This is a genomic window from Pseudoalteromonas sp. ABV4_021, assembly GCF_056159365.1.
The window spans coordinates 1-19,297 of the sequence record NZ_JBSWVB010000001.1 but is presented as its reverse complement, the minus strand read 5'-3'; the positions used below and the strand labels follow the sequence as shown (position 1 = coordinate 19,297).

At 39.5% G+C, this 19,297-nt stretch carries 11 protein-coding genes; 2 read left to right on the top strand and 9 right to left on the bottom strand.

The window, feature by feature from the left end:
- The gene (gene fadA, locus ACXAFE_RS00055) at positions 1–1,164 is read left to right on the top strand and encodes an acetyl-CoA C-acyltransferase FadA (RefSeq protein WP_475146797.1); all 1,164 of its coding nucleotides are present in this window, start codon (positions 1–3) and stop codon (positions 1,162–1,164) included.
- Positions 1,165–1,231: 67 nt separating this feature from the next.
- On the opposite strand, the gene ACXAFE_RS00050 is transcribed toward fadA, so the two are convergent.
- On the bottom strand, positions 1,232–3,214 hold the full coding sequence (locus ACXAFE_RS00050) for a hypothetical protein (protein WP_475146792.1): 1,983 nt from the start codon (positions 3,212–3,214) through the stop codon (positions 1,232–1,234).
- 258 nt (positions 3,215–3,472) lie between these two features.
- Positions 3,473–8,890 (bottom strand): hypothetical protein, encoded by a 5,418-nt coding sequence (locus ACXAFE_RS00045; RefSeq protein WP_475146786.1) that lies wholly within the window; start codon positions 8,888–8,890, stop codon positions 3,473–3,475.
- A 299-nt stretch (positions 8,891–9,189) separates the two neighbouring features.
- Here ACXAFE_RS00045 and tusA point away from each other — a divergent pair, with 299 nt between their 5' ends.
- On the top strand, positions 9,190–9,432 hold the full coding sequence (tusA, locus tag ACXAFE_RS00040; RefSeq protein WP_475146782.1) for a sulfurtransferase TusA: 243 nt from the start codon (positions 9,190–9,192) through the stop codon (positions 9,430–9,432).
- Between the two features lie 58 nt (positions 9,433–9,490).
- Here tusA and ACXAFE_RS00035 read toward each other — a convergent pair whose 3' ends face one another.
- From ACXAFE_RS00035 to dnaA, 7 genes are all read right to left on the bottom strand, one after another.
- Entirely contained in the window at positions 9,491–9,949 is a 459-nt protein-coding gene (locus ACXAFE_RS00035) for an early set domain-containing protein (RefSeq protein WP_054979404.1), read from the bottom strand.
- 174 nt (positions 9,950–10,123) lie between these two features.
- Complete coding sequence (gene glyS / locus ACXAFE_RS00030) at positions 10,124–12,190, bottom strand: glycine--tRNA ligase subunit beta (protein WP_475146775.1); 2,067 nt, start codon at positions 12,188–12,190, stop codon at positions 10,124–10,126.
- Positions 12,191–12,192: 2 nt separating this feature from the next.
- Positions 12,193–13,116: a glycine--tRNA ligase subunit alpha gene (gene glyQ, locus ACXAFE_RS00025; protein WP_010561306.1), complete on the bottom strand. Its 924-nt coding sequence runs from the start codon at positions 13,114–13,116 to the stop codon at positions 12,193–12,195.
- 138 nt (positions 13,117–13,254) lie between these two features.
- The gene (gyrB, locus tag ACXAFE_RS00020) at positions 13,255–15,672 is read right to left on the bottom strand and encodes a DNA topoisomerase (ATP-hydrolyzing) subunit B (RefSeq protein WP_475146772.1); all 2,418 of its coding nucleotides are present in this window, start codon (positions 15,670–15,672) and stop codon (positions 13,255–13,257) included.
- A 12-nt stretch (positions 15,673–15,684) separates the two neighbouring features.
- Positions 15,685–16,779 carry a DNA replication/repair protein RecF gene (gene recF, locus ACXAFE_RS00015; protein ID WP_475146769.1) on the bottom strand — a complete coding sequence of 365 codons (1,095 nt, stop codon included), beginning with the start codon at positions 16,777–16,779 and terminating at the stop codon, positions 15,685–15,687.
- 22 nt (positions 16,780–16,801) lie between these two features.
- On the bottom strand, positions 16,802–17,905 hold the full coding sequence (dnaN, locus tag ACXAFE_RS00010; protein WP_475146767.1) for a DNA polymerase III subunit beta: 1,104 nt from the start codon (positions 17,903–17,905) through the stop codon (positions 16,802–16,804).
- Positions 17,906–17,917: 12 nt separating this feature from the next.
- Positions 17,918–19,297, bottom strand: a 1,380-nt coding sequence (gene dnaA / locus ACXAFE_RS00005; RefSeq protein WP_475146765.1) for a chromosomal replication initiator protein DnaA, incomplete at its 5' end; no start/stop codon positions are given.

The following is a 19,297-nucleotide window of genomic DNA, read 5'->3' as shown; positions in this document are numbered from 1 at the left end:
ATGAAAACACCAGTAATTGTTGATTGTATTCGTACCCCTATGGGTCGTTCTAAAAACGGTGTTTTTAGAAACGTACGTGCCGAAGATTTAAGTGCACAATTAATGAAAGGGCTAGTTGAACGTAACCCTGCTTTAAATCCAGCTGATATTAATGATATCTACTGGGGTTGTGTACAACAAACCCTAGAGCAAGGCTTTAACGTTGCACGTAATGCGCAGCTTCTAGCAGGTATTCCTCACAGCGTACCAGCCACTACGGTTAACCGTTTATGTGGTTCATCGATGCAAGCATTACACGATGCAGCACGTGCAATTATGACTGGCTGTGGTGATGTTTACCTAGTTGGTGGTGTTGAACACATGGGTCACGTACCAATGAACCACGGTGTGGATTTCCACCCGGGTTTATCAAAGTCAGTAGCACAAGCGGCAGGCATGATGGGTTTAACTGCTGAATACTTAGGTAAGCAGCATGGCATTTCTCGTCAGCAACAAGATGAGTTTGCAGCGCGTTCTCATGCTCGCGCTCACGCAGCAACCGTTGAAGGTCGTTTCAAAAATGAAATCTACCCTATTACTGGCCACGATGCTGACGGTGCAATGATCTTAGTTGAAGACGACGAAGTAATTCGTCCTGAAACAACTGTAGAAGGCCTTTCACAGCTTCGCCCAGTGTTTGACCCAGCAAATGGTACTGTAACAGCTGGTACATCATCAGCGCTTTCAGATGGCGCATCTGCAATGCTTATTATGAGCGAAGAAAAAGCTAAGGAACTTGGCTTAACTATTCGTGCAAAAGTAAAAGCTATGGGTGTTGCGGGTTGCGATCCATCAATCATGGGTTACGGTCCTGTTCCTGCTTCTAAAAAGGCATTAAAAGCAGCTGGCTTAACCATTGATGATATTGGTGTAGCAGAGCTAAACGAAGCATTTGCAGCACAAGCGTTACCAGTACTAAAAGACTTAGGCTTAACTGAAGTGGTTGACGAAAAAGTTAACCTAAATGGTGGTGCTATTTCACTTGGTCACCCACTGGGTTGTTCAGGCACACGTATCAGCACCACGCTTATTAATCTTATGGAAGATAAAGACGCGAAATATGGTCTTGCAACCATGTGTATTGGTTTAGGCCAAGGCATCGCAACTATTTTTGAACGCCCGTAAGGTTTAAACAAGAACCGATTTATTCTTGGTGATAAGGCGCTGTCTCGAAAGAGCAGCGCCTTTTTTATTACTTTACGGATACGATATTTGACGCATCTAGCACTAAATTATCTTCTAGTTGCAAAGTCCCCTCAGGGGAGCCATCACTCATCCATAAACGACCATTAAGTACAAATACAACACTAGAGCCTACAGGTGTGACACTTATATTTTTTAAATGGCTATTACGACCTTCCAAAGTGTGAAGCAATTCAAACGAGCCACTTCCGATTGTATCTGAATCAATCAATGACGTTAATTTACCATTTTTAAACAATGAGACCGCATTTTTAGAAAACACGAAAACGTTATCGTCAACACTTTCTATACTATACACGGCATCAGTTGTTTTTAACGATACAGTGTTGCTCTCAATATCAAATAGATAAAGCCCATTTCTTTGATTGTATAGCAATACATTATTTTCAAGTTGGTGCACACCAAAACCTATACCTAGATCTTTAATGTCATCATGGGATATTGTTAAAAGCTTGGTCAGGTTTCCCTCTACAGAGTCAAAATACCAGTAGTCTTCGTTGCTATTTTTTCTATCATTTACAAATAAAACGGCACCATCATTGTAAGAACCAACAAAGTAAGCTCTGTCTGCATTCGAACTTCCATGTTCTCCAGTGCCATAATGCTCCTCAATATCAAGTATCTCAGTCATTCCATCGAATGTTACCAACCAAGCTTTCAAACCAGACCTTATATTTTCATCTACAATGTAGTACTCATCACCTGCAGCAAAAACAAGGTAATTATCCCAACTATTATTACTTAATTTATATTCTTTAGCTGTATTATGAATTTCAGAATAGACCGTAAACTTTTCACTATGCCATTCCTTTGAAGTGTGAACTAAACCAACAGAAGTATCGCCTATTGTTATACCTATTCGAATAAAGCTGCTGCTAGGAGTAGAAACGACTTCCAGTGTTTCTCCATCGGTTTTCCACACTTGCCACCCAAACCAATCGAACACATTAAATTCTCGCTCAACTCTATTTTCAATTGGTGCGGCATTGAAATATAAGTAATTATCCGAAGCCTTATACGACTCTGAGACTACGATTCCTTCAGCTTCAAAATCGAATTTTTTAATTGCATTATTATTATCATTGCTGACTTGCCAAATTCCGTTTTCATCTATCATTAAGGTCGAAGCTGCTAAATGGAAAATATCACCAGCAAAGTCTGCCGTTCCCCCACTTTCACTGTCAAATTCAATATTAACATCTGTCACAAGTTCGGCGCTTTGAGGCGTTAAGCTCGTTTGTCTTAACTCTCTACCATACGATTCATCCGCACCTAAAAAGAGCACATTGGCGATCGTGACAGCTCTGAATTCACTAACTTTATCACCTACGGTTACATTTGCTTTTTGTATTGTTGCAAATGTATCCGCTGTTTTTACTCTGACTTGCAAAGTCTGATTGTTCTCGATGAACGCATCGCCATTTTGATACTCACCACCCTCTATTCTAAACTCTCCGTTTTCAATAGAGACTGGCGTTGGAGCATTAATTCCTGCAATAACTATGCTCTCCGACTCAATCCAAGCATTTTTATCTTGGTCAACTTTTGCCTCAAAATCAAAGTCATCAGGAGTAGTATCGGAAGCTATTGCTGATACCGAAAAATCTGCACTTACTCCACCTACGTTTATATTTACTATTTTACTAGTGCCATATTCTGTTAATTGAGTTCGAACAGTTATGGTTTGATTATTAGTAACTGATCCATTTTGTTCGGTAAAGCTGCCGTTCTCTATTCGGTATTCTCCCCCTTCGATACTTATTGGTGTTTTGGTATTGATACCCGATATGACGATGGATTCAGATTCTATCCACTGATTAATTTCCAAGTCTGACTTGCTTGAAAATTGAAATTCATTTGGAGTTGTATCCGTAACAATAATCGGTGGTTTATCCTCTTTATCAGAGGAATTACCACAACCTAAAATTATTGAGCATACAAAAACTATGTATAATGTATTTCTAAATTCCATTAGAAGCTTCCTTTAATTGAATAATTTGAAACGATGAAAGCGCTTGGGCATTAAAAAGGTTCCAAGCATAAGAGGCTAAATAGCTGATACTTAACTCTCCATGTTAATAAAGTTGTGCACTTATTCTACAACACCAGTCAAAAAATAAAAAGTTGTCATTTTAAAACAAGTACTTAAACAAAGCACAAGCTATACAGATAAGTATAAAATTTAACTTTAAAAACAAAAAAGCTCCACTAGGGAGCTTTTTATAAGTGCTTAATGTAGGACTGAGAGAGAGTGACTATCTATCTGCAAGTTTTCATCCATAATCAGAGTTCCTTCTGCAGTGCCATCAGTTTTCCAAAGTCGTTCGTTTAGTGTAAATATTAGGTTATTGTCCAACATCAAAAATTTACCTTCAAACGCCAAATCAAATTGGTCTATTCCTAAAATTCCTTTGTCTATAACTAAATTTAGCGACTGAGTTTCGTAATACCAAATGGCGCTACTTGTTGCGATAAAAAATGCGCCAAGATCTGTTGGTATTAATTTTACAGGCTCTTGAATCAATGTATTGATTACCCCATTTTGCTGGCTAATCTCAAACAATCCAATATTAGTTTGCACTAACCAGTTATCTCCCTGTACATGCACCGCTAATTGCTCGCATGAAGTGCCGCAAAGCGATATAGAATCTAATGCAATTAACCTTGTTGTTGTTTCTTGAGATATTGCATCATATTCCATAAAACGTAACGTATTCGCTGTGCGATCGTTTATTGCAAACATCAAGAGTTCTTCATTTTGACCAAGATTCGTTATCACATTTTGCTGGTCGATTACCCCTGACATCTCCTCATAAAATACCAAGTCGTAATCAGAATCAGTGTAATTTAAAATACCATATCCTAGGTTTCCATTTATGGTTTCAAGCGTAAACGTTACGTATACTGTTCCATTTACTATACTTGCCTCACTATGCAGTAATTTTGCTGGTTTTATGTCTGAGTAACGTACGGTAAAATCATCTGCTATCACGTTGTAGGTTGTGAACTCTTGATCATCTGAGTACTTTACAGCAAACGCTTGATTACCAGATAAACCCGGAGTTGAGGCCTGTAAATTATCAATCAGCACTCCCCCTTCATTACCCACAAGCCGTGTTCCAGGAACAACCTTTGCTTCCAACATAATATCTGTAAATGTTGACTCGTCTTGAACATTTAAATTAACCAAAATCTCATTAACATTATTATCCTCTTTACTATTCGCAATAAAATATAAGTCATTCGATGTAGCCAACCAAGCCCTGGCATCTGCATACTTATTCGCATCTAAACGATCCATGTAACGGCCTGTAGTTGATTGGAATAATTTATTAGGATAGGCAACCACCCAGCTTTTATTTATATTAAATAGTTGCCCATGCTCAGACATTAATGTAGTAACGTTTATATCTCCAGATGCTGGTTCAATAGAATGGAACTTAAGGCCGGTAACATCTCTTGTCATAAAGGTTAAGTGTTGTTCTTGTGTCTCTAATCCAATTATAGGACCAGAATAAACCTCTTTTAACTCCGTCTCTGAAATAGTAAATTCATATATTTTTTCTTCTTTGTAAAGATACAGTGCATCCTTCACTACAAAAGTGCTGTAGCCATGAGGTAGCTTAATTGTACCTTGCGACGTCCCATCTGATATCCAAGCCTCAGAACGTCCTTCTAACAATACAAAATTGTCATAAAACGAAACAGAAGAACTCGAACTACCTGCTTTTATTGCCTCAGTCGAAAGTGTATTAATGTCATAAGCCTTAATCGTCCTTTCACCTGATTCAGGTTCATAATAAATTAAGAAAAGTTGATTGTTTGTTGCACCTATTTTTATCCCAGTAGCGCTTTGTGAAAAGACGTTTTCCTGCACTACAGAGCTAGTTTGGCCATCAAACTGATAAAGAGACTGGTTAATAATAAAGAAAAGTTTACCTTTCGCTACAGAATAAACCTTGATATCGCCGGCTTGATGCTCGGTTATTAAGGATAATGACTCATGATCTTCTGATAATTTATAAATACCAAGCTCTGAGCTGCTGTTGTAGCGGCCACGTAAAAACAACTGCTCATCAAGTAGAAATAAGCTATCTATATAAAAATCGTCATAACAATGCTCATTAACAGAGCTAGCATCTAGGTATACTTTATGAAAACAATTTCTGGCATCAATACTAAAGTAACTGGCTGTTTCTCCATATGCTGAAATTAATTCTTTAATATTATCTATGTGCGATACACTGTCTTTCTCTGTCTCAAATAAAACGTCCCCATCGAGTGATTTAAGCACATACCTATATGCGGTAAGCGCAGCAAAACCGTCATAATAACTTTGGCCAAATAAAACAATGTTGCTATTCATATATAGAGTTTCACTAGTATCGCCACGCCCAGCGGAGGAGTAATTATAAACGGTGTCATGAATAAGGTTATGCGCCCCCCCCAATAAGTCTATTGCGTACATCGAGGCATAATAGGCTGTATCTTCCCATGGCCAAGAAAAGGGAGTAGAATATCCCCACTTATATATAAGCTTATTATTATATATTCCATCAAAACTTTTTAAGCCAGAAGAACTAATTAGCTGTTTTATTTCTCCAGTATTAAAGTCATAGCTATTAATACCTCCAGCTGCGCTATCATAATAATAGAGCTTATCCTTGTATACAAAGTGCCTCTGATTGTCTTCCCGACCAGAATCAATTGAAAAGTAGCTTACTGCTTTGCTTTCTGCACTGCTTGCTACTGTATGTGTATAAAGCGCTTTTTGCGTACCATTTCTACCTATCGTTAGCACCTGCTTGTCTAAAGGCTTTGCTGTTACGTCAAAGTAACCTGTTACACCGCCAATATTCAATGACACAGTTTTATTACGGAATAAATTAGTTAGTTTGGTCATAACAATGACCCTAGTGCCATTAAATACTTTTATGTTAGCTGCACTTAACTCATCTAAGCTATAAAATATGGAATCATTTACCGATACAGCCGCTCCATCTGATAAAGATAATATTTTGGATTTCGTGTCTAAACCTGTAATAACTATTTCATCAGATTGTATCCATTCGTTAACTGGCTGATTAGTTTTTGGCGTAAAATTAAATTGTTCAGGAACACTGTCATTGCCTTCAGTTATCGTTGACACAACAAAGTCAGCTTGTTTACCACCAATATTTAAAACTAGCTTATATTCTCCATAATCTAGAGGCTTTAAGCGTACGCGTAAAGTTTGGTTGTTATTTATGGTTGCAGTACGACCGTACTCTTTTCCATCGATACTCATGCCTACACTGGAAGGGTAATCATTATGAAATATATTCACCTGTGCCGGGGCATTTAATCCTGTAATAGTAACGGCATCCGACTCAACCCAAGAATTAACTTGTTGCTCTCTTTTTTCGGTAAAACTAAAGTCATCGGGTGTTGTATCTGGTGCAATAGAGACCACAAACGAAGTACTGTAATCACCAACCGTAACCACTGCTGTTTTGCTTGAGTCATATTGCTCTGCAATCACCCTAAGCTGTAACTTATCTCGGTCATTTATTACACCCGGTTGTGACGTATACTCACCGCCATTTATTCGGTACTCGCCGCCCTCTATCGTTATAGGAACATCGTAAAACCTTGCTGTTTTTTCAGGCGTTTCTTCGATAATTACAATGTTAGATTGAACCCATTGATTTGCTGGAGCTTCATCTTGAGAAATAAACGCAAAGGGTTTTGGCGTAATATTTTGTTTATGAGTCGATATTCTAAATTCCGTTTGGTAATCACCAACCGTAACCACTGCTGTTTTGCTTGAGTCATATTGCTCTGAAATCACCCTAAGCTGTAACTTATCTTGGTCGTTTACTACACCCGGTTGTGACGTATACTCACCGCCATTTATTCGGTACTCACCGCCCTCTATCGTTATAGGAACATCGTAAAACCATGCTGTTTGTGTTGAGGTTTCTTGGATAGTTACAGTGTTAGACTCAATCCATTGATTTGCTGGAGCTTCATCTTGAGAAATAAACGCAAAGGGTTTTGGCGTAATACTTTGCTTATGAGTCGATATTCTAAATTCCGTTTGGTAATTACCAACCGTTACCCTTGCCCTTTTAACCGTGTAAAACTGCTCTTCTTTTGCACGTATTTGAAGTGTATCACCATTGTTAATAGTGCCAGTTTCAGAGGTATAATCGCCACCATTGATTCGATATTCACCATCAGTCACAGCTACAGAAACAGGTACATTGATACCTGAAACTGTCTCGATATTTGACTCATGCCATACCTTTACGTCTACATTAATAAGAGGTGAAAACTGAAGAGTGTTGGGTTTAGTGTCTGGTGCCGACCTGGTAGTAACAATAAACGAAGCACTATAATCACCAACCGTAACCTCTGCTGTTTTGCTTGAGCCATATTGCTCTGAAATCACCCTAAGCTGTAACTTATCTTGGTCGTTTACTACACCCGGTTGTGACGTATACTCACCGCCATTTATTCGGTACTCACCGCCCTCTATCGTTATAGGAACATCGTAAAACCATGCTGTTTGTGTTGAGGTTTCTTGGATAGTTACAGTGTTAGACTCAATCCATTGATTTGCTGGAGCTTCATCTTGAGAAATAAACGCAAAGGGTTTTGGCGTAATACTTTGCTTATGAGTCGATATTCTAAATTCCGTTTGGTAATTACCAACCGTTACCCTTGCCCTTTTAACCGTGTAAAACTGCTCTTCTTTTGCACGTATTTGAAGTGTATCACCATTGTTAATAGTGCCAGTTTCAGAGGTATAATCGCCACCATTGATTCGATATTCACCATCAGTCACAGCTACAGAAACAGGTACATTGATACCTGAAACTGTCTCGATATTTGACTCATGCCATACCTTTACGTCTACATTAATAAGAGGTGAAAACTGAAGAGTGTTGGGTTTAGTGTCTGGTGCCGACCTGGTAGTAACAATAAACGAAGCACTATAATCACCAACCGTAACCTCTGCTGTTTTGCTTGAGCCATATTGCTCTGAAATCACCCTAAGCTGTAACTTATCTTGGTCGTTTACTACACCCGGTTGTGACGTATACTCACCGCCATTTATTCGGTACTCACCGCCCTCTATCGTTATAGGAACATCGTAAAACCATGCTGTTTGTGTTGAGGTTTCTTGGATAGTTACAGTGTTAGACTCAATCCATTGATTTGCTGGAGCTTCATCTTGAGAAATAAACGCAAAGGGTTTTGGCGTAATACTTTGCTTATGAGTCGATATTCTAAATTCCGTTTGGTAATTACCAACCGTTACCCTTGCCCTTTTAACCGTGTAAAACTGCTCTTCTTTTACACGTATTTGAAGTGTATCACCATTGTTAATAGTGCCAGTTTCAGAGGTATAATCGCCACCATTTATTCGATATTCACCATTACTAATCACTATGGGAACTGAATTATCGATGCCTACGACAGATTCAATATTTGATTCATGCCACACCTTAGTCTCAACATTCATGTGAGGAATAAATGTAAATGAATCAGGCGTTATATCAACAGCAACTGTTGGTGGCTTTGGATTATCATTGGATGAACCACCACAAGCGGTGAGTGTAAGAAAGATAACAGAAAGTAATAAAGCTGATTTAAGCTTCACTTTAACATTCCTTGTTTTAGCTAATAAATTCAGAATAGTATGCACTTATAAGAGTGAAAACTCTATGCAAAAATGACATGAGCTAAAATTGACAGCCTATAAACCCGGGTGCATTTCGATTACTTTTAGCTTGAACGAGCAGGTAATCATAAGATTGATGTCATTTAATCTACATATTCTTCTGTTGATATTATCTTTAGCTTATAGCCGCTAATTCTCTTTTTTAAACACTACGGTTTACAACATGAGCTTAGCCACCTACAATTCCGCCTCTACTTTTTAACAGAGCTAAATTTTCCATGACTGACTTTTCAAATGCAGATCACACGCTTGATGCAATTGGCTTACGTTGCCCTGAACCGGTAATGATGGTGCGTGGTGCTATCAGGAAAATGGAACATGGCGAGACTTTAGTAGTGATTGCCGACGACCCATCAACAACGCGCGACATTCCCAAATTTTGTCGTTTTATGGATCACACCTTGCTGGCTCAAGAAGTGGAAAATGAACCATACAAATATTTAATAAAAAAAGGGCTTTAAATGCCCTTTTTTATTGCTCATAGGTAAGATGAGAGCTTGTTTAATTTAGCTCAGTTGCCTATTCAAAAATTTGGTTAATCGTTACCAGCGGCGTACTTTTGTTGCGGAAGTTTATTGATACTTCATACCAACCCGCCTCATAAGGCGTAAAACTAAAATAGTTATACACACTGTCGCAGTTTGCTTGTACTGGAATACCAACTTCTAAAAACTTATCTAAGTCTTCATTTTTAAAACCACAGTTATACCCTTGCGTCCAATTAGCGTCAGCTACTTTAAACTCGTATGCTTTACCAATTGAGCCAAACTTAACTTTTGTGCTGTAAACATTGGCTGTCTGCTGTGTTAATTGATAAGCTTTTTGCGCTTCCCATAAAGTGAAGTCACCACGTAGATATAGTGTGGTATCAACATTACCCACATTGCTTGTTTGTTCTAATAGGCTATCGTCTGTGCTTGAGCAACCAACTAGTACTAAGCTAGCAAGTGCCATAATTGAAAGTGATGCTCTTTTCATTGTTGTTATCCGCGATTTTCTAAGCTTAATTACTATACTAAATATCGTATAATTTTATGCAAGCGGCTTTTGTACCTGTTGCGAATATTTCGGCTATAACTAAGCTAAATACTGAATAAGTAACTTTAAAATAAAAAAGCCGGTGATTAGACCGGCTTTTTCTATGCGTTTTACTTACTTTTGTAACAGTGAAATATCCGCTACTTGTAAGAATAAACTTCTTAACTGACTCAGCATTGTTAAACGATTTAGTTTCACTGCTTCATCGTCAGCCATCACCATTACGTTATCAAAGAAGGTATCAACGACTTCACGTAAATCTGCAAGACTTGCCAAAATAGTTTGGTAATCATGTGCTGCAAATGCTGGCGCTAGCTCCACTTGATAGTGCACAATTTTCTCTGCTAATTGCTTTTCAGCGTCTTCAGCTAACAGGCTCTCATTAAGAGTCTCAGCAAGTTCTGCTTCATTCTTAGCCAAGATATTACCTACACGCTTGTTAGCCGCTGCAAGCGCTTCTGCTGCGTCTAATTCACGGAAGTGAGATACCGCTTTAACGCGTTGGTCAAAGTCCGCAGGCTTAGTTGGACGACGTGCTAATACTGCTTGAATAATGTCAACACTAAAGCCTTCGTCTTGATACCAAGCACGGAAACGACCAAGCATAAAATCAATTACATCAGATTCAACATTGTCGTTGCTAAGCTTATCGCCAAATAGCGATTTTGCTTTTGCAATTAAATCTACTAGGTCTAGGTTATAGCCCTTTTCAACAATAATACGCAATACACCTAGTGATGCACGGCGTAGCGCAAATGGGTCAGAGCCTTTTGGCGCTTGACCAATACCGAAGATACCCACAATCGTATCGAGTTTATCAGCCATCGCAACTGCAGCTGATACACCTGTGCTTGGTAACTCGTCGCCTGCAAAACGCGGCATGTATTGCTCGTAAAGTGCTTTCGCTACTTCCGCATCTTCACCGTCGTGCGTTGCATAGTGCATCCCCATCACACCTTGCGTATCGGTAAATTCGAATACCATTGATGTCATAAGGTCACACTTTGCCAGTAAACCTGCACGTTTAGATTTTTCAACGTCTGCTTCAATTTGTTCAGCAATGTAACCAGCAAGCTCGGTAATGCGGTCAGTTTTATCTTTAATGGTACCAAGCTGTTTTTGGAAAATAGCCTGGTCTAACTCAGGTAAGCGATCAATTAATGGGCGTTTACGGTCGGTATTAAAGAAGAACTCAGCGTCCGCTAAACGAGGACGAACCACTTTCTCGTTACCTTCTATTACGTAACGAGGCTCTTTTGATTCAATGTTCGAAACAAAGATAAAGTTTGGTAATAACTTTTTGTTTTCGTCGTAAACTGGGAAGTATTTCTGGTCACCTTTCATGGTGTACACTAGTGCTTCTGAAGGTACTTTTAAGAACTCTTCTTCAAACTTAGCCGTCAGTACAACAGGCCATTCAACAAGCGAAGTTACCTCTTCAACTAAGTCATCTTCTAAGTCCGCGATACCACCTACAGCTTGTGCAGCCTTTTGTGCATCGGCAAGAATAATCGCTTTACGTGCTTCGTAATCCGCCATTACTTTACCACGTTCTTCTAGAATCGCTGGATATTGCTCTGCAGAATCAATAGTAAACTCTTGTTCACCCATAAAGCGGTGGCCACGAATAATACGGTCTGATGCAACACCTAAAATCTCACCAGCAACTATATCACTGCCCATTAGCATAGTAAGTGTTTTAACTGGACGAATAAATTGCGTCGTTTTGTTACCCCAACGCATTGGCTTAGCGATTGGTAATTTAGCGAGTGCTTGCGCTGCAAGGTCAACGATTATTTCGCTAGTCGCTTTACCTTTTACTTCTTGTTTGAATAAAAGCCATTCGCCTTTTTCTGTTTTTAAACGGTCAGCTTGCTCAACTGTAATACCATTACCGCGCGCCCAACCTTGTGCCGCTTTTGTGGCATTACCGTCTTCATCAAATGCAACTGAAATTGCCGGGCCACGTTTTTCAACCACTTTGTCAGATTGAGACTCAGCAAGTGCCGCTACTTTTAGCGCTAAACGGCGCGGTGCAGCGAACCACTTTACGCCTTCATGACTTAACTCTGCAGCTTTTAACTCTGCTTCAAAATTTGATGCAAAGCTTTCCGCTAGCGTACGAAGCTGTGTTGGTGGTAATTCTTCAGTGCCTAATTCAATTAAAAATTCTTTCGCCATGATTACTTCTCCTCACCACTTTTTTTACACATAGGAAAACCTAACGCTTCACGCGATGCGTAATACGCTTCTGCAGTTGCTTTAGTAAGGTTGCGAATACGAAGGATATAGCGTTGACGTTCTGTCACTGAAATTGCTTTACGTGCATCTAATAAGTTAAATGCGTGCGCCGCTTTCAAAATGCGCTCATATGCCGGAAGTGGTAACGGTGTTTCTAGCGCTAATAATTCTTGTGATTCTTTTTCACATTGATCAAAGAAGCTAAATAAGAAATCAACGTCAGCGTGTTCAAAATTATAAGTCGATTGTTCCACTTCGTTTTGATGAAAAATATCACCGTAAGTAACCTTGCTACCATCTGGCGCATGGTTCCAAACCAGGTCATATACTGAATCTACTTCTTGAATGTACATCGCTAAACGCTCAATGCCATAAGTGATTTCACCTGTTACAGGCTTACACTCAAGGCCACCTACTTGCTGGAAATAAGTAAACTGAGTTACTTCCATACCGTTTAACCACACTTCCCAACCTAGACCCCACGCACCCAATGTTGGGTTTTCCCAGTTGTCTTCTACGAAGCGAATATCGTGTACTAGAGGGTCAACACCCAATACTTCTAAAGAGCCTAAGTAAAGCTCCTGAATGTTATCTGGCGACGGTTTTAACGCAACTTGAAACTGGTAGTAATGTTGAAGGCGGTTCGGGTTTTCACCATAGCGACCATCAGTTGGACGACGTGATGGTTGAACGTATGCAGTAGACATTGGCTCTGGGCCAAGTGCACGCAAACATGTCATTGGGTGCGATGTACCCGCACCTACTTCCATATCGAGTGGCTGAACGATAGTACAGCCGTTTTGTGCCCAGTAATCCTGTAATGCTAGGATCATTCCCTGGAAGGTTTTGATATCGTATTTTTGCATTGGCTTTAGCTGATATTTTAATCTGAAAAATTACGCCACAGTATACCGCGGCAGCAAACAGGTTTTAAGCGATTTGTTGATTTACGGCCAATAAAAAAGGGCCATTTAGGCCCTTTTATGAAAAATATTCACTATATTCTAAACATCTAAGTTCACAACTTTAAGCGCGTTTTGTTCGATAAACTCACGACGCGGCTCAACTTGGTCACCCATTAACGTCGAGAATAATTGGTCAGCTGCAATTGCATCTTCGATAGTTACTTTCAACATACGGCGTACTTCAGGGTCCATTGTCGTTTCCCAAAGCTGATCTGGGTTCATCTCACCAAGACCTTTGTATCGTTGAATGTATAAACCACGTTTAGATTCAGCAATTAACCAATTAAGCGCTTCAACAAAGCTTGAAACCTGTAAGGTCTTTTCACCACGTTGAATATAGCCACCCTCTTCAATTAGGTTGCCAATTTGCTCACCCGTTTTCGCAATTGCTAAATAATCACGAGACGTTAGGAATTCGTAATTCAATACATGTTCACGGTCTACACCATGCTGACGAATTACAATATTTGGATAGAATAAGTTACGCTCTTCATCTTTCTTCACTTGTGCCGTGAATAAAGTAGCGTCGGTATCTTTTTCCGTTAAGTAAGCAACAAGGATATCTGTCCACTCACGTACGTGCGCTTCGTTCGCTAAATCTGCTTCATTAATTTTAGCTGAGTAAACTAATGAATTAAGTACACTCAATGGATACTTACGTGTTAGGCGCGTGATAATTGTTTCGGTCGCTTGATAATCTTTAACTAACGATTCTAACGCCGTATCTTTAATTGCAGGCGCATCTTCATTAACGTATAGCGATGAGTTATCTAACGCCAATGTTGTTAAGTATTCAATTAACGCTGGATCATCTTTGATATAACGCTCTTGCTTGCCTTTTTTCACTTTATAAAGTGGAGGCTGAGCAATATATACGTAACCACGCTCTACAATCTCAGGCATTTGACGATAGAAGAAGGTCAATAGTAACGTACGAATGTGCGAACCATCGACGTCGGCATCGGTCATGATAATAATGCTGTGATAACGCAGCTTTTCAGGGTTATATTCATCACGGCCAATACCACAACCTAATGCTGTGATTAGCGTTGCAACTTCTTGCGAAGATAGCATCTTATCAAAACGCGCTTTTTCAACGTTTAGAATTTTACCTTTCAGCGGTAGAATCGCCTGATTCTTACGGTTACGACCTTGCTTAGCCGAGCCGCCCGCTGAGTCACCCTCCACTATATATAGTTCAGAAAGTGCTGGGTCTTTTTCTTGGCAATCTGCTAATTTACCTGGTAAACCTGCTAGGTCCATTGCACCTTTACGGCGTGTCATTTCACGCGCTTTACGCGCGGCTTCACGTGCACGTGCTGCATCAATAATCTTAGTAACTACAATTTTCGCATCTTGTGGGTTTTCTAATAAGTATTCACTTAATTTTTCACCCATTGCTTGTTCTACAGCCGATTTAACTTCACTTGATACAAGCTTGTCTTTCGTCTGAGATGAGAATTTTGGATCGGGTACTTTAACAGAAATAACCGCAGTTAAACCTTCACGGGCATCGTCACCTGATGCACTGCTTTTCTCTTTCTTATTAAAGCCTTCTTTTTCCATATACGTATTTAATGTACGCGTTAAGGCGCTTCTAAAGCCCGCTAAGTGCGTACCACCATCACGTTGTGGAATGTTATTTGTGAAGCAGTAAATACCTTCTTGGAAACCATCGTTCCACTGCATTGCTACTTCTACACTAATACCGTCTTCTTCACGTGTTGAAGTGAAGTGGAAAACATTTTGGTTAACCGGTGTTTTATTGGTATTTAGGAATTCAACAAACGCTTGAATACCACCTTCATATTTAAAGTGGTCTTTCTTTTCATCACGCTCATCTGCAAGAATGATACTTACACCTGAGTTTAGGAATGAAAGTTCACGTAAACGCTTTGCAAGAATATCGTAATGGAAGTTTACATCACTGAATGTTTCTGAGCTTGGCCAAAAACGGATTTCAGTACCGTTTGTTTCAGATTCACCCACTACTGCTAATGGCGCAGCAGGTTCACCCATATTATAAATTTGCTCGTGAATTTTACCTTCACGGCGAATGGTTAGTTTTAGCTTTTCAGAAAGTGCATTTACTACTGAAACACCTACACCGTGTAAACCACCCGATACTTTATATGAGTTATCATCGAATTTACCACCAGCGTGAAGTACCGTCATAATAACTTCAGCTGCAGATACACCTTCTTCTTCGTGAATTTCTGTCGGAATACCACGACCATTATCGCGTACCGATACAGAACCATCAGAGTGGATAGTTACATAAACATCATCACAGAAGCCCGCTAATGCTTCATCAATTGAGTTATCAACGACTTCAAACACCATATGATGAAGACCCGTTCCATCATCCGTGTCACCTATGTACATCCCAGGACGCTTTCTTACTGCATCCAGTCCTTTTAGTACTTTAATACTCGACGAATCGTAATTTTCAGACATGGTTTCTTCCAATTAACTTGTTATTAGTTTGCCATGTTTCACGTGGAACACTTTCATATTTTTATTTAGAGGTTCCACCACAGCTGAAATACTGTCGTAATCAATAGCGCTTATAAACAGTTGTGAATTTGAATGAGCGAGTAACTCACTTACAGCTTGTTTTGTTTCACTACTTAATTCAGACGGTAAATCATCAATTAAAAAAAGTGATTGTTTATCTGTTTCACTTTCAATCAGGCTATTTTGACAAATCTTTAGCGCATACATTAAAAGCTTCAACTGCCCCCGTGACAAAAAATTATCAACTGCGATACCGTCAATTAAAAAGTTGATATCGGCTTTATGAGGGCCTTTACTGGTATAACCCAGTTTTGTGTCTCTTTCGAAGTTTTTACTCAGTTGCTCAGCTAAATCATCTTCAGCTTTCCAACCTGGAGAAAAATCAAAAGTAAGACTTTTAAATAATTCAATCTGACTAGCTATCTTATCAAAAAACAGGTTAGATAACCTAGTTATATATGTGGTTCTAAGTGTATTTATCTTTGTCGCGATTGTTACAAATTCTTTATCCCAGAACTGAATTTGTTGCTCAAATCCGTGCGGTTTTTGCTTTAACAGCGCATTGCGTTGTTTCAATAGTTTATTAAAACGATACCAATGATAATAAAACTCTTGTTCCACGTGGAACAATCCTAAATCTAAAAAGCGACGGCGCTCTTTTGGACCACCAAAAAACAACTCAAAACTCTCGGGCGTGATGACTTGCACAGGAAGCACTTCTGCAAGCTGTGCCATACGTTCACAGCGCTTTCCATGTACTTTTGCCAGCGTATCACCGGAGCGTTCTTTTTGCAGCCCCACAGGGATTTGTAGACTGTTAAATTGCTTTTTACCATGCAGTACCATGGCACTTTTTTGATGTTGAATTACAGCTTTAAATTTAGAAGTGCGGAAGGATTTACCGTGAGACAGAAAATAAATGGCTTCAAGTAAACTACTTTTGCCACTGCCATTCTCTCCAATAATCACATTAACTTCTGGAGAGGGTTCAAAGCTTAGCGCTTCAATATTACGAAAATTTGAAACATTAAAGGTAACTAAGCTCATTTAATTATACTTACTCCAATCACTATAAACGCATCGGCATTACAACGTACATGGCGCCTTCGTCGCCCTGTCCTTCAATTAATGCACTGCTGTTTGAATCAAGTAAGGTAAATAAAACGTCGTCAGTTTTAATGGTATTTAATACTTCTAATAAGTAAGACACATTAAAACCAATTTCTAAATCAGGGCCTTGGTACATTACTTCTACGGTTTCTTCCGCCTGTTCCTGCTCTGGGTTATTGGCAGAAATCGTTAACTCGCCTGAAGTAAGATTCAACCTTACACCGCGGAATTTTTCATTCGAAAGAATCGATACTCGGGCAAATGCGCTGCGTAACCACTCGCGATTAGCGACAATTTGTTTGTCGCCACCACGCGGTAATACGCGACGATAATCAGGGAAACGACCATCAACTAGTTTAGATGTAAAAATAAATGCCTGGTCGATAATACGAACATGATTAGCACCTAACTGAATTTCAACAATTTCATCGTCAGCAATCAATAAGCGCATAATTTCTTGTACGCCTTTACGTGGAATAATTACCTGACGTTGAGTATTAAGTGATGCTTCTAATGGTTTTTGCGCTAATGCTAAACGGTGGCCATCGGTTGCAACCGTTTTAACTACATCGTTTTCGATTTCCAGTGACATACCATTTAGGTAATACCTAACATCTTGATTTGCCATAGAAAAGCTTGTACTTTCAAGTAGTTTTCTAAGTTCTAAGCGCGTTAGGTTAAGGGTTACTTCGCTATCCCAGTTTTCTAAATTAGGGAAGTCTTCCGCCGCTAATGTCGCTAGTGAAAAACGACTTTTGCCAGACGTAAGTAAAACTTGCGCATCTTGAATAGTTAGCGTGATATCAGAACCATCAGGCAAGCTCTTACAAATGTCCAATAGCTTTTTAGCCGGTAATGTAAGCTTACAGTCTGCTACTGGTTCAGCTAATACCACACTTGCTACAAGTTCTATTTCAAGATCGGTACCTGTGAAATAAAGTACACCTTCTTTTACCTCTAACAACACATTAGATAGAATCGGTAACGTATGTTTGCGCTCAATCGCTCCTGAAACCTGCATTAAAGGTTGTAAAAATTGCTCGCGCGAAATAGTAATTTTCATGCTGTACTCGTCCTAAGATGACAAAGTTCTAATCAAGTTTTGATAATCTTCTTTTACTTCGTGAGACTCTTCACGAAGTGACTTCACTTTTCTACATGCATGTAGCACGGTTGTATGATCTCGTCCGCCAAACGCATCGCCGATTTCAGGCAAACTGTGATTGGTTAATTCTTTTGATAATGCCATTGCGACTTGGCGTGGCCTTGCAACTGAGCGACTGCGACGTTTTGATAATAAGTCAGAAACGCGAATACGGTAGTACTCTGCTACTGTTCTTTGAATATTATCAATTGTTACCAGTTTATCTTGTAACGCGAGTAAATCACGCAGCGCTTCTTTTACAAAGTCGATAGTAATTGGCCTACCGGTAAAGTTAGCATTGGCAATTACGCGATTTAACGCACCTTCTAGTTCACGTACGTTAGAACGTAAACGCTTGGCAATAAAAAATGCGACTTCTTCAGGTAATTTAATTTGGCTTTGCTGCGCCTTCTTCATCAAGATGGCAACGCGCGTTTCAAGCTCTGGTGGCTCAATCGCAATGGTTAAACCCCAGCCAAATCGCGATTTAAGGCGATCCTCTACCCCTTCAATTTCTTTTGGATAGCGGTCTGAGGTTAAAATAATTTGTTGGTTACCTTCTAATAATGCATTAAAGGTATGAAAGAACTCTTCTTGTGAACGTTCTTTATTAGCAAAAAACTGAATATCATCGATAAGTAATGCATCAACGCTACGGTAGTAGCGTTTAAATTCTTCAATCGCATTATTTTGCAGCGCTTTTACCATATCTTGTACAAAACGCTCAGAATGCATATAAACAATTTTTGCATTCTCTTTTTTATCTAAGATGCCATTACCCACAGCATGTAATAAGTGGGTTTTACCTAAACCTGTGCCACCATATATAAAAACAGGGTTAAAGGCCGAACCAGGGTTATCAGCAACCTGTGTTGCCGCAGCTTTTGCTAGTTGGTTCGATTTACCTTCAACAAAGCTATCAAAGGTATAGTTTTCTTTGATATTTGATTTAGGCATGTTTTTAGGTGCAGGCTCTACTGGCGCTTTGTTTTCTTTTTTAACGGGCGCTTCAACTGCTGCTTTCTCTTGCGCTGGTGTTTGTGGTGCAGCAGGCTTGCTAATATTAACCGTGCTGCCAACTTCAAAACGCAATTCCGGCGCTTCGTCACCACAAATCTCAATTAATAACTCGTTAATACGGTTTAGGTACTTTTCACGCACCCAATCAAGTACAAAGCGGTTAGGCGCATAAATAGTGAGGGTATCTTCAGTGCTTTCTGCCTGTAGCGGACGCACCCACATACTAAATTGTTGTGATGGCAGTTCATCTTGTAAAACGTAAAGACAGCTTTGCCAAACCGACAAATACAC

Coding starts and splice junctions, on each gene's coding strand:
- fadA (WP_475146797.1), top strand. CDS start 1: ATGAAAACACCAGTAATTGTTGATTGTATTCGTACCCCTATGGGTCGT.
- ACXAFE_RS00050 (WP_475146792.1), bottom strand. CDS start 3,214: ATGGAATTTAGAAATACATTATACATAGTTTTTGTATGCTCAATAATT.
- tusA (WP_475146782.1), top strand. CDS start 9,190: ATGACTGACTTTTCAAATGCAGATCACACGCTTGATGCAATTGGCTTA.
- ACXAFE_RS00035 (WP_054979404.1), bottom strand. CDS start 9,949: ATGAAAAGAGCATCACTTTCAATTATGGCACTTGCTAGCTTAGTACTA.
- glyS (WP_475146775.1), bottom strand. CDS start 12,190: ATGGCGAAAGAATTTTTAATTGAATTAGGCACTGAAGAATTACCACCA.
- glyQ (WP_010561306.1), bottom strand. CDS start 13,116: ATGCAAAAATACGATATCAAAACCTTCCAGGGAATGATCCTAGCATTA.
- gyrB (WP_475146772.1), bottom strand. CDS start 15,672: ATGTCTGAAAATTACGATTCGTCGAGTATTAAAGTACTAAAAGGACTG.
- recF (WP_475146769.1), bottom strand. CDS start 16,779: ATGAGCTTAGTTACCTTTAATGTTTCAAATTTTCGTAATATTGAAGCG.
- dnaN (WP_475146767.1), bottom strand. CDS start 17,905: ATGAAAATTACTATTTCGCGCGAGCAATTTTTACAACCTTTAATGCAG.